At 73.9% G+C, this 14564-nt stretch carries 13 protein-coding genes; 12 read left to right on the forward strand and 1 reads right to left on the reverse strand.

Annotation, left to right across the window (positions count from 1 at the left end; genetic code table 11):
- Positions 1-92: 92 nt before the first annotated feature.
- From ssd to ACFZP7_RS19095, 7 genes are all read left to right on the forward strand, one after another.
- The gene (ssd, locus tag ACFZP7_RS19065; RefSeq protein ID WP_385634927.1) at positions 93-1268 is read left to right on the forward strand and encodes a septum site-determining protein Ssd; all 1176 of its coding nucleotides are present in this window, start codon (positions 93-95) and stop codon (positions 1266-1268) included.
- A gap of 224 nt (positions 1269-1492) precedes the next feature.
- Complete coding sequence (locus tag ACFZP7_RS19070; protein WP_037900122.1) at positions 1493-2674, forward strand: TadA family conjugal transfer-associated ATPase; 1182 nt, start codon at positions 1493-1495, stop codon at positions 2672-2674.
- Positions 2667-3533: a type II secretion system F family protein gene (locus ACFZP7_RS19075; RefSeq protein WP_385638480.1), complete on the forward strand. Its 867-nt coding sequence runs from the start codon at positions 2667-2669 to the stop codon at positions 3531-3533. Before ACFZP7_RS19070 ends, ACFZP7_RS19075 begins: the two co-directional genes overlap by 8 nt.
- Positions 3530-4330: a type II secretion system F family protein gene (locus ACFZP7_RS19080; RefSeq protein ID WP_385634929.1), complete on the forward strand. Its 801-nt coding sequence runs from the start codon at positions 3530-3532 to the stop codon at positions 4328-4330. The genes ACFZP7_RS19075 and ACFZP7_RS19080 overlap by 4 nt, the downstream gene beginning before the upstream one ends.
- 129 nt (positions 4331-4459) lie before the next feature.
- Positions 4460-4687: a DUF4244 domain-containing protein gene (locus ACFZP7_RS19085; protein ID WP_030972968.1), complete on the forward strand. Its 228-nt coding sequence runs from the start codon at positions 4460-4462 to the stop codon at positions 4685-4687.
- The gene (locus tag ACFZP7_RS19090; protein WP_385634931.1) at positions 4674-5060 is read left to right on the forward strand and encodes a TadE family type IV pilus minor pilin; all 387 of its coding nucleotides are present in this window, start codon (positions 4674-4676) and stop codon (positions 5058-5060) included. Before ACFZP7_RS19085 ends, ACFZP7_RS19090 begins: the two co-directional genes overlap by 14 nt.
- Positions 5061-5134: 74 nt before the next feature.
- On the forward strand, positions 5135-5590 hold the full coding sequence (locus tag ACFZP7_RS19095; RefSeq protein WP_385638483.1) for an Rv3654c family TadE-like protein: 456 nt from the start codon (positions 5135-5137) through the stop codon (positions 5588-5590).
- Between the two features lie 292 nt (positions 5591-5882).
- Here the strand turns inward: ACFZP7_RS19095 and ACFZP7_RS19100 are convergent, their stop codons facing one another.
- Positions 5883-8432, reverse strand: a complete 2550-nt coding sequence (locus tag ACFZP7_RS19100) for a DEAD/DEAH box helicase (protein ID WP_385634933.1) — start codon at positions 8430-8432, stop codon at positions 5883-5885.
- An 82-nt stretch (positions 8433-8514) separates the two neighbouring features.
- Here ACFZP7_RS19100 and bldG point away from each other — a divergent pair, with 82 nt between their 5' ends.
- The 5 genes from bldG (at position 8515) to ACFZP7_RS19125 (ending at position 14504) form a co-directional block, all read left to right on the forward strand.
- Positions 8515-8856, forward strand: a complete 342-nt coding sequence (gene bldG, locus ACFZP7_RS19105) for an anti-sigma factor antagonist BldG (protein WP_003975386.1) — start codon at positions 8515-8517, stop codon at positions 8854-8856.
- Between the two features lie 109 nt (positions 8857-8965).
- On the forward strand, positions 8966-9397 hold the full coding sequence (locus ACFZP7_RS19110; protein WP_019329834.1) for an ATP-binding protein: 432 nt from the start codon (positions 8966-8968) through the stop codon (positions 9395-9397).
- Positions 9398-9736: 339 nt separating this feature from the next.
- Positions 9737-12142, forward strand: coding sequence for a sodium-translocating pyrophosphatase (locus ACFZP7_RS19115; protein WP_385634934.1), 2406 nt, complete (start codon positions 9737-9739; stop codon positions 12140-12142).
- 207 nt (positions 12143-12349) lie between these two features.
- A complete protein-coding gene (locus ACFZP7_RS19120; protein WP_029394322.1) occupies positions 12350-12940 on the forward strand; it encodes a hypothetical protein in 591 nt (196 codons plus the stop codon).
- Between the two features lie 46 nt (positions 12941-12986).
- Positions 12987-14504, forward strand: a complete 1518-nt coding sequence (locus tag ACFZP7_RS19125; RefSeq protein WP_019329837.1) for a methyltransferase — start codon at positions 12987-12989, stop codon at positions 14502-14504.
- Positions 14505-14564: the final 60 nt, after the last annotated feature.

Here is a 14564-nt window from a genome sequence, read left to right on the forward strand (position 1 = left end):
GAAAGGCGGCACCGGAAGGGCCGCGCGAGACACGGGACACCGACCGCGACACCGACCGCGACACGACAGTCGCGGCGAAGGGGGACGCAGCCATGACCGGGACCATCGACCACGAACCGACGCACACCGCCGCGGCGCGACGCGGCGGGCCGCTCATCGTCACCGAGGACACCGAACTCCTCGACGACCTGCTGCGCCTGTGCGCGGCGGCCGGCGCGACACCCGAAGTGCACCACTCGGTGCCGACGACGCGCCCGGCACCCCCCTCACCGCTGACGTCCCGGCCACCAGCGCCGCCACCGGGGCCCGGGACGGCCCCGGGCGGCTGGGAGGCCGCGCCGCTCGTCCTCGTCGGCGACGACGCCGCACGACGCGTGCGCGGCGCCGCGCGCAGGCGGGGAGTGGTGCTGGTGAGCCGCGATCAGGATGATCCGGGAGTCTGGCAGCGGGCCGTCGAGATCGGCGCCGACCACGTCCTGGTCCTGCCCGACGGCGAGCAGTGGCTCGTCGACCGCATCGCCGACGTCGCCGAGGGCGTCGGCCGGCCCGCTCTCACCGTCGGCGTCATCGGCGGCCGGGGCGGCGCCGGGGCCTCCACCCTGGCCTGCGCGCTCGCCGTCACCGCCGCGCGCGAGGGGCTGCGCAGCCTCCTGGTGGACGCCGATCCGCTGGGCGGCGGCCTCGACGTCCTGCTCGGGGGAGAGACCGCCGAGGGACTGAGGTGGCCCGCGTTCGCGGCCTCGCGCGGCAGGGTCGGCGGGGGCGCCCTGGAGGAGTCACTGCCCGAGCTGCACGGGCTGCGGGTCCTCAGCTGGGACCGCGGTGACCGTGTCGCCGTCCCGCCCCAGGCCGTCCGCGCGGTGCTCGCCGCGGCCCGGCGCGGGGGCGGCACGGTCGTCGTCGACCTGCCGCGCCGCATCGACGACGGGACCGCCGAGGTACTGGCCCAGCTCGACCTCGGACTCCTCGTCGTCCCGGCCGAGCTGCGGGCCGTCGCGGCGTCCGGCCGGGTGGCGGCCGCGGTCGGCATGGTCCTGCGCGACCTGCGTGTCGTGGCACGCGGTCCGTACGACTCCGGCCTCGACGACCGCGAGGTCGCCCGGCTGCTCGGGCTGCCGCTGGCCGGCGAGGTGCCCGTCGAGGCCGGCCTCCTGCGCGCCACCGACGGCAGGCGTCCGCCGGGCGCGCCCGCCCGCGGACCGCTGGCGCGGTTCTGCCGGGAGTTCTGGGACCGGGCGCTGGTGGAGACGGGGGGCGGGGCCGCGTGAGGGCGTCGGTGGGGTACGAGGAGACGCCGGTGCGGGCCGTGGAGGCACCGGTGGGGATCGCGGGGGCGGCCGGGCGGCCGGCCGCCCGGGTGACCGTTCCCGGCTGGGCCGGGAGGGGTACGCAAGGGCCGGCTCAGCGGCTCGGCCCGGGACGGTCGCCGGGCACCGCCTTCGACGGGGCGTCGGACGCGGGGCCTCCCGCCGGTGCCGGGCCGGTGTCCGGGATGCTCGACGGGGTGCGGCGACGGCTCGCCGCGAGCGGGGCGGAGCCCACGCCCGCGCGGGTGGCGCAGGCCCTGCGGGAGCAGGGACGGGTGCTCGGGGACGCCGAGATCCTGGCGGCCGCCGATCAGCTGAGGTCGGAGCTGGTCGGCAGCGGACCGCTGGAGCCGCTGCTCGCCGACCCCTCGGTCACCGACGTACTGGTCTCCGCCCCGGACCGGGTCTGGGTGGACCGGGGCGGCGGCCTGGAGCTGACGTCCGTGTCCTTCCCGGACGCGGGCGCCGTGCGGCGGCTGGCACAGCGCCTCGCCACGGTCGCCGGGCGTCGGCTGGACGACGCCCGGCCCTGGGTGGACGCCCGGCTGCCCGACGGCACCCGGCTGCACGCGGTGCTGCCGCCGGTCGCCGTCGGCTGCACCTGCCTGTCGCTGCGGGTGGTGCGCCCGCGGGCGTTCACCCTCGACGAACTGGCGGCCGCGGGTACCGTCCCGCCCGGCGGCGACCGCGTGCTGCGCGCGCTGCTGCGGGCCCGCCTGTCGTTCCTCGTCAGCGGAGGCACGGGCAGTGGCAAGACGACGTTGCTGAGCGCGCTGCTCGGGCTGGTCCGCCCGGACGAGCGCATCGTGCTCGCCGAGGACTCGGCGGAGCTTCGGCCCGACCATCCGCACGTCGTCCGCCTGGAGACCAGACCCGCCAACCAGGAGGCGGCCGGCCTGGTCACCCTGGAGGACCTGGTGCGGCAGGCACTGCGCATGCGGCCCGACCGGCTGGTGGTCGGCGAGGTGCGCGGCCCCGAGGTGACCCATCTGCTGGCCGCGCTGAACACCGGTCACAGCGGCTGCGGGACGGTGCACGCCAACGCCGCCGCCGACGTACCGGCCCGGCTGGAGGCCCTCGGCACGGCCGCCGGCCTGGACCGCGCGGCGCTGCACAGCCAGCTCGCCGCCGCCCTCTCCGTCGTCCTCCACCTGGTCCGGGACCGGACGGGCAGACGCCGGATCGCCGAGGTGCACGTGCTGGAACGCGATCCGTCGGGGCTGGTGCGGACCGTGCCCGCGCTGCGGTGGGAGGCGGAGGCGTTCGCCGCCGAGCGCGGTTGGGAGCGGCTGCGCGGGCTGCTGCGCGCCGACGGGCTCGGACGCGAGGACGCGGTGAGGGGGCGTACGGGTGACGCTGATGGATGAGGTGTCGACGGGGGTCGCCCTGGGGTTCCTCGGGGCGGCGTCATGGCTGGCGGTGAGCGGGCGGCAGGCCGCGCTGAGGCGCGCGCGGACGGTGCTCGCCGGCGGTGGGACGGCCGGCACGGGACCACCGCCGGGGCGGCGCCTGGCGGACGGACTGCGGTGCGTGCGCGGCCGGGTGAGGCCCGAGTGGTCGGCGTTGGCGGCCGGGCTGGTGCTCGCGGTACTGGGCGGCTCGGTGCTGCCGGTCGTCGCGGGGGCGGCGGGGGTGCCGCTGCTGCGGCGGACGCGCCGGGCCGCCCGGGCGCGGCGGCACCGGGGGCGCCGGCAGGACGCGGTGATCGCCCTGTGCGGGGCGCTCGCCGGTGAGGTGCGCGCGGGACGGCAACCCGGTGAGGCGTTGCTGTGCGCCGCGCACGACTCGGGCGGGCTCGGCGACGGGCAGGCCGCCGTACTGGCGGCGGCCCGCTTCGGCGGGGACGTGCCGGACGCGCTCGCGGTGGCCGCGCGGCAGCCCGGTGCCGAAGGGCTGCGCGGCCTGGCGGCGTGCTGGCGGGTCGCCGTCGACCAGGGCGCCGGCCTGGCGGCCGGACTCGACCGGCTGGAGGGCGCCCTGCGCGCGGAACGGGACCGGCGTTCCGATCTGCGGGCCCAGTTGGCGGGCGCGCGTGCCACGGCGGTGATGCTCGCCGGTCTGCCGGTGTTCGGCCTGCTCCTCGGTGCCGCCCTCGGCGCCGACCCGCTGCGGGTCCTGCTGCACACCGGAGCCGGACTGATGTGTCTGCTCGCGGGTGGGGTCCTGGAGGGGCTGGGCGTGTGGTGGGTGACGCGGATCGTGCGCGGGGCGGAGGCCGAGTCGTGACCGGGGACTTCGTCCACAGGCTGGGGGCGGTGCTGGGGACGCTGCTGGCCGCCGGATGGCTGGCGCGGGGCTGCGTGGCCCTGGGGCGGGAGCGGACGGTGCGCAGACGGCTCACCGGCCTCCTGGCCCCGACGACCGCCCGTACGGCCCCACGACGCGCCGAAGTCCCTGACGCGCTTCGCCGACGGCTGCCGCTGGTGGCCGTGGTGGGTGCCGGATGGGCCCTCGTCGGAGGTGCCGCCGGTGTGGTGGTGGGGCTGGCGGGTGCGGTGATGCTCTGGCGCCTGCACGCCGGACGCAGGGCCGCCGCCACGGCCGCGCGGGAGGCCGCTGCCGCCGAGGCCGCTCGCCAACTTCCGCTGGTCGCTGACCTGCTGGCGGCGTGCGTCGCGGCGGGCGCCGGGCCGGTCGCCGCTGCCCGCGCGGTGGGCGACGCCCTCGGCGGGCCCGTCGGGGAGGCGTTGGGCCGCGGCGCCGCGGAGGTGCGGCTCGGGGGCGAACCGGACGGTGCCTGGCGCGGCCTGGCCGCACTGCCCGGTGCCGCACCCCTCGCACGGCTGCTGGAGCGGGCCGACGTGTCCGGTCTGCCCGCGGCCGGCCCGGTCACCCGCCTCGCCGCTCAGGCGCGCGCCGACTGGGCCCGCACCACGACGGCACGGGCCCGCCGTGCGGCCGTCCTGGTCACCGCGCCGGTGGGCTTGTGCTTCCTGCCCGCGTTCATCGCGGTGGGCGTACTGCCCGTGGTGATCGGCCTCGCGGGCGGGGTGCTGGGCGGCGGGGGAGGAGGCGGCGGCTGACACCGGGAACGGGCGAGACGGACGAACGGACGCCCACGAACGAACGACACGAACGGACGACCACGAGTGAGCGACCAGCGGTGAACGAACCGCTGGTGAACAACGACAGCGAACCTTACGGGGGTTGAGATGTATCAGGTGGTGCGGGCACGGTTGAGTGCCCTGATGCGTGCGGTGGGTGCGGCACGACGCCGACGGGCCGCGGGGCGGGACTCGGGGATGGTGACGTCCGAGTACGCGATGGGAATCGTCGCGGCGGTGGCGTTCGCGGTGGTCCTGTACAAGGTGGTGACGAGCGGGGCGGTCAGCGCCGAACTGCAGGGCATCGTGAAGCGGGCCCTCGATGCGCGGATGTGAGTGGGGCCCGGCGGTGCGGTCCCGTCGTTCGGACCGGGGCTTCGTGACGGCGGAGACCGCCGTGGTGCTGCCCGTGCTGGTGGCGTTCGTCATGACACTGGTGTGGGGGCTCCTCCTGGTGGCCGCGCAGATCCAGTGCGTGGACGCGGCCCGGACGGGCGCCCGTGCGGCGGCCCGGCACGACCCCGCCGACGCGGTCGTGGAGGCCGCCCGGGAGGCGGCACCCCGCGGCGCACGGGTCTCGGTCAGCCGGGAGGGCGACAGGTTCCGAGTGGTCGTGGTGGCCGAGCCGCCGGTGCTGCGCGGCCTGCCCTTCGAGGTGCGGGAGGAGGCCGTGGCGTCGGTGGAGCGGGCGGCGGGAGGCGGGCCGTGAGGGCCCGGAAGGCGGGCGCCGACCAGGGCTCGGCCACTGTCTGGAGCGTCGGCGCGGTCGCCGTTCTGTGCCTGGTGTTCGGTGTCGTGCTGGCCCTGGGCCAGGCGGTCGTGGCCCGGCACCGTGCGGCCGGCGGAGCGGATCTGGCGGCGCTCGCGGCGGCGGAGCACTGGGCTCGGGGCGCTACGGCCGCCTGCGCCCGGGCGGAGCGGATCGCGGCGGCCCAGGAGACGCGGCTGGTCAGATGCGCGCTCACCGGCCAGGTCTCCGACGTGAGGGTGGCTTCCGGTCGGGGGCCCTTCACCGCGGAGGTCAGGGCGAGGGCGGGACCCGCGCCGGAGCGCCCTCCGGCGGGGGCCGTCCCGGAGGGTGCCGCATCCGGCCGGGCCGTCCCGGAGGATGCCGCTTCCGCCGGGGCCGTCCCGGAGGGTGCCGCTTCCGCGGGGGCTCTCCCGGAGGGGGTCCTTCGAGCGGGTGCTGCTGCGGAAGGGGCTGCTGCGGAGGGTGCCGTTGCGAAGAGGGCGCCTTGAGCGGGTGCTCTCCCCTCTCGGCGGGCGCTCCCCGGGTGGACGCTGCCTTGGTGGGCTCGGCCTTGGTGGGCTCGGCCTTGGTGGGCTCCGCCTTGGTGGGCTCGGCCTTGGTGGGCTCCGCCCGGTGCGGCGGCCGTCGGCGGCGCCCCGGGCGGAGCCCACCGGCTGCCCGCCGTTCCGGCCGCCCGCCGTTCCGTACGACTGTCGTTCCGCCCGCGAACCGGCGGTGTCCCCTCCCGGCTGCCCCGGCTGTGCTTCCCTCGGCCAGCCCCCTTCGACCAGCCCCCTTCGGCTAGCCCCGCTGTGCTCTTCCCTGCGACCCTTCCTGCGCTGCCCCGGCCGCCCCGGCGCCGCTCCCCTCCCAGCCCTCGGCTGGGTCCCGCTCCGAGTCCTCTTGCGGGGCTCCCCGCAGCAGCTCCGTGAGCAGGCGTACGGCGCCCCGTTTGTGCAGCGGGTCGTTGCCGTTGCCGCACTTGGGGGACTGGATGCAGGACGGGCAGCCGGCGTCGCACTCGCAGGAGGCGATGGCCTCCCGGGTGGCGGTGAGCCAGGCGCGCGCCGTGTGGAAGGCGCGCTCGGCGAAGCCGGCCCCGCCGGGGTGGCCGTCGTACACGAAGACGGTCGGCAGCAGCGTGTCGGGGTGGAGGGGGACGGAGACGCCGCCGATGTCCCAGCGGTCGCACGTTGCGAAGAGGGGCAGCATGCCGATCGAGGCGTGCTCGGCGGCGTGCAGGGCCCCGCCGAGGATCTCCGGGTTGATCCGGGCCGCGTCCAGCTGGTCCTCGGTGACCGTCCACCACACCGCCCGCGTGCGCAGCGTCCGCGGGGGCAGGTCGAGCTTCGTCTCGCCCAGGACCTCGCCGGTGATCAGACGCCGGCGCAGGAAGGAGACCACTTGGTTGGTGACCTCCACCGAGCCGTAGCACAGGCGCCCGTCGCCCCAGGGGATCTCGGTGTCGGTCTCCAGGACGGAGATCGCCGTCGTGTCGCGGGCGACCGTCGAGTACGTCGGCGTCGCCTGCTCGACCAGCGCGACGGAGTCCTCCAGGTCCAGCGAACGCACGAGATAGGTACGGCCCTGGTGGAGGTGGACCGCGCCCTCGTGGACCGTCGTGTGCGCGGCGCCGGCGTCCACCGTGCCCAGCAGCCGGCCCGTCCCGGCCTCCACGACCTGCACCGGCCGTCCGCCCTCGCCGCGGATGTCGGTCAGGTCGGCGGCCCGCTCCCGGCGTGTCCAGTGCCAGGCCCGGGTCCGGCGGCGCAGCAGCTTCGCCGCCTCCAACTGGGGGAGCAGTTCCTCGCAGGCGGGACCGAAGAGGGGCAGGTCCTCCTCGGTCAGCGGAAGCTCGGCCGCCGCCGCGCAGAGGTGGGGCGCGAGGACGTACGGGTTGTCCGGATCGAGGACCGTGGTCTCCACGGGCTGGTCGAACAGGGCCTCCGGATGGTGGACCAGGAAGGTGTCCAGCGGGTCGTCGCGCGCGACCAGCACCGCCAGCGCCCCCTGCCCGGACCGTCCCGCCCGGCCCGCCTGCTGCCACAGCGACGCCCGGGTGCCCGGATAGCCGGCGATCACCACGGCGTCCAGACCGGAGATGTCGAGGCCGAGTTCCAGGGCGTTGGTCGCGGCGAGGCCGAGGAGTTCACCCGAGTGCAGGGCACGTTCCAGCGCGCGGCGCTCCTCGGGGAGGTAGCCGCCGCGATAGGCCGCCACCCGCCCGGCCAGCGAGCGGTCGACCTCGGCCAGCCGTTCCTGCGCGATCACCGAGATCAGCTCCGCGCCGCGCCGGGAGCGCACGAAGGTGATCGAGCGCATCCCCTGCACGGTGAGGTCGGTGAGCAGGTCGGCGGCCTCGGCGGTGGCCGTGCGGCGGACCGGCGCGCCCTTCTCGCCCTCCAGTTCGGTCAGCGGCGGCTCCCAGAGCGCGAACACCAGTTCACCGCGGGGCGAGGCGTCGTCGGCGACCTCGACCACCGGCAGCCCGGTGAGCCGGCGGGCGGCCACCGCGGGCTCGGCGGCGGTCGCGGAGGCGAGCAGGAACACCGGCGACGCGCCGTAGCGCGCGCACAGTCTGCGCAGTCTTCGCAGCACCTGGGCGACGTGGGAGCCGAAGACCCCGCGATAGGTGTGGCACTCGTCGACGACGACGTATTTCAGCGCCTTCAGGAAGGAGGACCAGCGGGGGTGGGAGGGCAGGATGCCGCGGTGCAGCATGTCCGGGTTGGTCAGCACGTAGGTGCCGTACTGGCGGATCCACTCGCGCTCCTCGAACGGCGTGTCGCCGTCGTACACCGCCGCTCGAACGGACGTGCCGAGAGGTTGTGAAAGTTCCTTCACGGATCGGCACTGATCGGCCGCCAGAGCCTTCGTGGGAGCGAGGTACAGGGCGGTGGCACCGCGCCCGTTCGGGGCCTCGGAGCCGTCCAGCAGCGTCGAGAGCACCGGCACCAGATAGGCCAGGGACTTGCCGGAGGCGGTGCCGGTGGCGACGACCACCGAGTCGCCGTCGAGGGCGTGCTCGGCGGCGCGTGCCTGGTGGGCCCAGGGATGTTCGATTCCCGCCGCGCGCACGGCCGCGACGACCTCCGGGCGAATCCGCTCCGGCCAGACGGCATGACGACCCGCACGCGGGGGCAAGTGCTCCGTATGAGTGATGCGCGCAGCCCGGCTCGGTCCCGCGGCGAGCCGGTGCAGGACCGCGCCCGGTTCCGGCCGGGAGCCGGGCTCCGCCGGGGGTCGATCGGGTCGGTGATTGTTGGCCATCGGCACCGAGTCTGTCACTGGCGTGACGGACAATGGGACCAAGGCGTCGTGCACGCCTGCCGGTAAGTGATTGAATGCCATCGCGGCTGGCGAACCGTCCTGGGGGCTTCAAGCCGAGGTGTCCCGAGGGACGACCGCTCGATAGCAAGGTGCTGGAGGATCCGTGGACCTGTCCCTGTCGACCCGTACCGTCGGCGATCGTACGGTCGTCGAGGTCGGTGGCGAAATTGACGTATACACCGCGCCCAAGCTGCGTGAGCAGCTGGTCGAGCTCGTGAACGACGGGAGTTTCCACCTCGTCGTCGACATGGAGGGCGTGGACTTCCTCGACTCCACCGGGCTCGGCGTGCTGGTCGGCGGCCTGAAGCGTGTGCGTGCCCACGAGGGCTCGCTGCGCCTGGTCTGCAACCAGGAGCGCATTCTCAAGATCTTCCGTATCACCGGCCTCACCAAGGTGTTCCCCATTCACACCTCGGTCGAGGAAGCGGTGGCGGCCACCGACTGACGACCGGTCCCGGGCCTTCGGGCCCGGGGCGGCAGTAGAGAACGACGGAGGTCCGGGCTGTCGGCGGCCCGGACCCCCGACAGCACGCCCGTAGTTCAAAGGGGGATGCATGGCCACCGTCGAACTCCGCTTCAGCGCGCTGCCCGAGCATGTCCGCACCGCCCGTCTGGTGGCGGCCGCGGTGGCACGCAGGGCCGGAGTGGACGAGGCCGTCCTCGACGAGGTCAGGCTGGCCGTCGGTGAGGCGTGCACCCGGGCTGTGGGCCTGCACCAGCACGTCGGCATCACGGCGCCCGTCAAGGTGTCGCTGATCGAGGAGGAGAAGCAGTTCTCCATCGAGGTCGGCGACGAGGCGCCGCACGCGCCTTCCGGGGCCGGGGCCCCGGGGAGCGCCGTCGACGACGCGGAGGCCGAGGAGGACGAGATGGGCCTCGCGGTCATCAGCGGACTCGTCGACGACGTGGAGGTCACGGCCGGCGAGGACGGCGGACTCATCCGCATGACCTGGCCGACGGCCCCGGCGGTACTGCCGCAGGTCTGACCCACCCCGTTTCACCCGAAGGGCCCCACCCGGTGGGGCCCTTCGTCGTGTGCGCGCATAGATTGGTTCCGTGCGGGATCCACGTGAATTCATTCACGATCAACGCCGTGAAAACGGTCGTGAATCGGATCACCGGAATGGATCACGAAATGGATCACCGGAATCGGTCGCGAACGGATCACGGGACGGATCTCGCAATAATGCCGGAGGGGCATTACTACTTCCGGCCTCCGTGTGGTTGACACGGTAATTCTATTTGTCGTGCACTGTTTTGATCGGGTTCCGGTACCTACAATCCCGTCCACATCTTGAGCTCAGCCCAAGCGTCAAGGAGGACGAATGGCGGAGCTTTCCACCCCTCTTCGGTCGGGCGATCCCTTCCCCCTCGCGGCCGCCGTGCTGACCGACGGAAACCGCGTCCTGGTCGCGGTCATCGCGGTCGTGGCACTGGCCGCGCTGGTGCTCGCGGGCATCCTGGTGCGCCAGGTGCTCGCGGCGGGCGAGGGAACCGACAGCATGAAGAAGATCGCGGCGGCCGTCCAGGAAGGCGCCAACGCCTATCTGGCCAGGCAGTTGCGCACGCTCGGCGTATTCGCCGCCGTCGTGTTCTTCCTTCTCATGCTGCTGCCCGCGGACGACTGGAATCAACGTGCCGGGCGATCGATCTTCTTCCTGATCGGCGCGGCGTTCTCGGCGGCCACCGGCTATATCGGCATGTGGCTCGCGGTGCGCAGCAATGTGCGCGTCGCCGCGGCGGCGCGGGAGGCGACACCGGCACCGGGTGAACCGGAAAAGGATCTCACCGACGTCTCGCACAAGGCGACGAAGATCGCTTTCCGTACGGGCGGCGTGGTCGGCATGTTCACGGTGGGGCTCGGCCTGCTGGGCGCCTGCTGCGTGGTGCTGGTCTACGCGGCCGACGCGCCGAAGGTCCTGGAGGGCTTCGGTCTCGGCGCCGCGCTGATCGCGATGTTCATGCGGGTCGGCGGCGGCATCTTCACCAAGGCCGCCGACGTCGGCGCCGACCTCGTCGGCAAGGTCGAGCAGGGCATCCCGGAGGACGACCCGCGCAACGCCGCGACCATCGCCGACAACGTGGGCGACAACGTCGGCGACTGCGCGGGCATGGCGGCCGACCTCTTCGAGTCGTACGCCGTGACCCTGGTCGCCGCGCTGATCCTCGGCAAGGTGGCCTTCGGCGACTCCGGCCTGGCCTTCCCGCTGCTGGTGCCGGCGATCGGCGTGATCACCGCCATGATCGGCATCTTCGCGGTGGCACCCCGGCGGTCCGACCGCAGCGGCATGAGCGCGATCAACCGGGGATTCTTCGTCTCCGCCGTGATCTCGCTGGTGCTGGTGGCGGTGGCCGTCTTCGTCTACCTGCCCGGGAAGTACTCGGAGCTGGACGGCGTCACCGACGCGGCGATCGCGGGCCGGGACGGCGACCCGCGCGTCCTGGCGCTCGTCGCGGTGGCCGTCGGCATCGTGCTCGCGGCCCTGATCCAGCAGCTCACCGGCTACTTCACCGAGACCACCCGACGCCCCGTCAGGGACATCGGCAAGACCTCGCTGACGGGCCCCGCGACCGTCGTCCTCGCCGGCATCTCGATCGGGCTCGAGTCCGCCGTCTACACCGCCCTGCTGATCGGCCTCGGCGTCTACGGGGCGTTCCTGCTCGGCGGCACGTCCATCATGCTGGCGCTCTTCGCGGTGGCGCTGGCCGGTACCGGTCTGCTCACCACCGTCGGTGTCATCGTCGCGATGGACACCTTCGGGCCGGTCTCCGACAACGCGCAGGGCATCGCCGAGATGTCCGGTGACGTCGAGGGCGCCGGCGCCCAGGTCCTCACCGACCTGGACGCGGTCGGCAACACCACCAAGGCCATCACCAAGGGCATCGCCATCGCCACGGCCGTCCTCGCGGCGGCGGCCCTCTTCGGGTCGTACCGCGACGCCATCACCACCGGCGCCGCGGACGTGGGCGAGAAACTCAGCGGCGAGGGCGCGCCGATGAGTCTGATGATGGACATCTCGCAGCCCAACAACCTCGTCGGGCTCATCGCGGGCGCGGCGGTCGTCTTCCTCTTCTCGGGGCTGGCGATCAACGCGGTGTCGCGGTCGGCGGGCGCGGTCGTCTTCGAGGTGCGGCGGCAGTTCCGGGAGAGGCCCGGGATCATGGACCACAGCGAGAAACCCGAGTACGGCAAGGTCGTCGACATTTGCACCCGGGACGCCCTGCGGGAACTCGCCACGCCCGGACTGCTCGCCGTGATGGCACCCATCTTCATCGGGTTCACGCTCGGCGTGGGCGCGCTCGGCGCGTTCCTGGCCGGCGCGATCGGCGCGGGCACCCTGATGGCGGTCTTCCTCGCCAACTCCGGTGGCGCCTGGGACAACGCCAAGAAGCTCGTCGAGGACGGCCACCACGGCGGCAAGGGCAGCGAGGCGCACGCCGCCACCGTCATCGGCGACACGGTCGGCGACCCGTTCAAGGACACCGCCGGCCCGGCGATCAACCCGCTGCTGAAGGTGATGAACCTGGTGGCGCTGCTCATCGCGCCCGCGGTCATCAAGTTCTCCTACGGCGCCGACGAGAGCATCGTCGTGCGGGTGCTGATCGCCGTCGTCGCGTTCCTCGTCATCGCGGGCGCCGTCTACGTCTCCAAACGGCGCGGCATCGCCATGGGTGACGAGGACGACGCCGATCGCGATCCCAAGTCGGCCGATCCGGCGGTGGTTTCGTAGCCCCGGCCGTCGGATCACCGCGGAACCGCAGCTCAAAGGGCGGGCGGACGGCGCGTGTTGACGCCTCGTCCGCCCCGTCCCGCGCGGCCGCGCATCGCTCACCGTGAGCCTTCTCTCTCTTGGTGCAAATGGCTTCAATACGTTCATAACGGATGTTCGTCCTGCGGGTGTCCTCCATCCGGCGTGTATGTTCCGGGGCCGAGAGCCATGGAAGGGACCAATCCGGTGAACAAGAAGCTCGCGGCCGCACTGTCCGGCGGTGCGGTACTGGTACTGGCGCTGACGGGATGCAGCAGCAGCGACGACAACGAGAAGCTGGACGGCTGGGCGAAGGAGGTCTGCGACGCGGTGAAGCCGCAGGCCACGAAGATCGAGTCCGCCAACGCCGCGATCCAGAAGGAGACGTCGGACAACAGCACGCCCGCCGAGGTCCAGAAGACCGACGCGCAGGCGTTCCAGGACATGTCCGACGCCTACAAGGCCATGGGCAGCGCCGTCCAGAAGGCCGGGGCCCCGGACGTCGAGGACGGTGAGAAGAAGCAGAAGGACGCCGTCACCGAGCTCAACGGCCTCGCCTCGTCGTACGCCTCCCTGAAGAAGCAGGTCGAGGCCCTGGACACCAAGGACCAGGCGAAGTTCGCCGACGGCCTCAAGGACATCGCCACCGAGCTGAACAAGCTCAGCAAGAGCGGCAGCGACGCGCTGAAGACGCTGGAGGAGGGCGAGGTCGGCCAGGCGATGGCCAAGCAGGCCAGCTGCAAGTCCGCCTCGGTGACGCCGTCGGCGACCAACGGCTGACGTCCGCTGCGCAGGCGTGGGGCGGGGCGCGGGCCACAATGGTGGTGTGAGTAACACCGGCCTGTCCCCCCTGCCCTCCGCCGACCGCCCCGACGTCACCGCACGGCTGCGGGACGCCCTGCTCGGCGCGTCCTTCACCGCCGACGGACTGCTGGAGCTGCTCGGCGCCCCCGCCTACGCGGCGCTGTCGCGCAGCGAGACCGTGCCCGCGCTGCGGGCCACCCGCGGCGACACGCCGCTCGAACGGCTCGTCAGGCTCTTCCTGCTCCAGCAGCCCGTGCCCCGCGCGCGCGTGGCGGACGTCCTGCCCGTCGACGCCCTGCTGGAGAGCGGCTGGCTGGTGCGCGCGGGCGACGACCAGGTGGCCGCCACCGTGGACGTACGGCCGTACGGGGGGCCCGGCGGCGAGGACTGGTTCATCGTCTCCGACCTCGGCTGCGCGGTGGGCGGCGCCGGCGGCATCGGCAACCACGCCGAGGGCGTCGTCCTCGGCGTCGGCGGCGCCTCCATGACGCTGGCCGGCCTCACCGTCCGCACGCCCGTCTCCGCCGCCCTGGACCTCGGCACCGGCTCCGGCATCCAGGCCCTGCACGCCTCCCGCCACGCCACCCGCGTGACGGCGACGGACGTGAACCCGCGCGCGCTGCACATCACCGCGCTCACCCTCGCCCTCTCCGGAGCCCAGGCCGCCGACCTGCGCGAGGGCTCCCTGTACGAGCCGGTGCGCGAGGACGAGACGTACGACCTGATCGTCTCCAACCCGCCCTTCGTGATCTCCCCCGGCGCCCGGCTCACCTACCGCGACGGAGGCATGAGCGGGGACGATCTGTGCCGGTCGCTCGTTCAGGAGACGGGGGAGCGGCTGAACGAGGGCGGGTTCGCGCACTTCCTCGCCAACTGGCAGCACGTCGAGGGGGAGGAGTGGACCGACCGGCTGCGCTCCTGGGTGCCGCGCGGCTGCGACGCCTGGATCGTGCAGCGCGAGGTGCAGGACGTCACGCAGTACGCCGAGCTGTGGCTCAGGGACGCCGGTGACCACCGCGCCGACCCGGCCGAGTACCAGGCGCGGTACGACGCGTGGCTGGACGAGTTCGAGGCGCGCAAGGTCAAGGCCGTCGGCTTCGGCTGGATCACCCTGCGCCGCACCGCGGCCGCGGAGCCCTCGATCACCGTCGAGGAGTGGCCGCACCCCGTCGAGCAGCCGCTGGGCGAGACGGTCCGCGCGCACTTCGACCGCGTCGACTACCTGCGCGCCCACGACGACGCGGCCCTCCTGGAGGCGAGTTTCACGCTGGCCGGCGAGGTCGTCCAGGAGCAGGTCGGCCTGCCCGGCGCCGAGGACCCCGAGCACGTGGTGCTGCGCCAGAACCGCGGCATGCGCCGCGCCACCCGCGTCGACACGGTCGGCGCCGGCTTCGCGGGCGTCTGCGACGGCACCATGAGCGCGGGCCGCATCCTGGACGCCATCGCCCAGCTGGTGGGCGAGGACCCGGTGGCGCTGCGCGACCGCACGCCCGCTCAGATCCGGCTGCTGGTGGAGCAGGGCTTCATCGAACCGGCGTAGCCGACGGCCGGGCGGCCCCCTCCCGTCCTCCCGAGGGGCGGGCGGGGGAAACGAGCCACG

Origin of the sequence: Streptomyces sp. SudanB5_2050 (assembly GCF_964272335.1) — a bacterium.
In the GTDB taxonomy this organism is placed as follows: domain Bacteria; phylum Actinomycetota; class Actinomycetes; order Streptomycetales; family Streptomycetaceae; genus Streptomyces; species Streptomyces rochei.

What these genes read in the sequence shown, in the direction of transcription:
- ssd (WP_385634927.1), top strand. Translation starts at nt 93, where the DNA reads ATGACCGGGACCATCGACCACGAACCGACGCACACCGCCGCGGCGCGA.
- ACFZP7_RS19070 (WP_037900122.1), top strand. Translation starts at nt 1,493, where the DNA reads ATGCTCGACGGGGTGCGGCGACGGCTCGCCGCGAGCGGGGCGGAGCCC.
- ACFZP7_RS19075 (WP_385638480.1), top strand. Translation starts at nt 2,667, where the DNA reads ATGGATGAGGTGTCGACGGGGGTCGCCCTGGGGTTCCTCGGGGCGGCG.
- ACFZP7_RS19085 (WP_030972968.1), top strand. Translation starts at nt 4,460, where the DNA reads ATGTATCAGGTGGTGCGGGCACGGTTGAGTGCCCTGATGCGTGCGGTG.
- ACFZP7_RS19090 (WP_385634931.1), top strand. Translation starts at nt 4,674, where the DNA reads ATGCGCGGATGTGAGTGGGGCCCGGCGGTGCGGTCCCGTCGTTCGGAC.
- ACFZP7_RS19100 (WP_385634933.1), bottom strand. Translation starts at nt 8,432, where the DNA reads ATGGCATTCAATCACTTACCGGCAGGCGTGCACGACGCCTTGGTCCCA.
- ACFZP7_RS19110 (WP_019329834.1), top strand. Translation starts at nt 8,966, where the DNA reads ATGGCCACCGTCGAACTCCGCTTCAGCGCGCTGCCCGAGCATGTCCGC.
- ACFZP7_RS19115 (WP_385634934.1), top strand. Translation starts at nt 9,737, where the DNA reads ATGGCGGAGCTTTCCACCCCTCTTCGGTCGGGCGATCCCTTCCCCCTC.
- ACFZP7_RS19120 (WP_029394322.1), top strand. Translation starts at nt 12,350, where the DNA reads ATGGAAGGGACCAATCCGGTGAACAAGAAGCTCGCGGCCGCACTGTCC.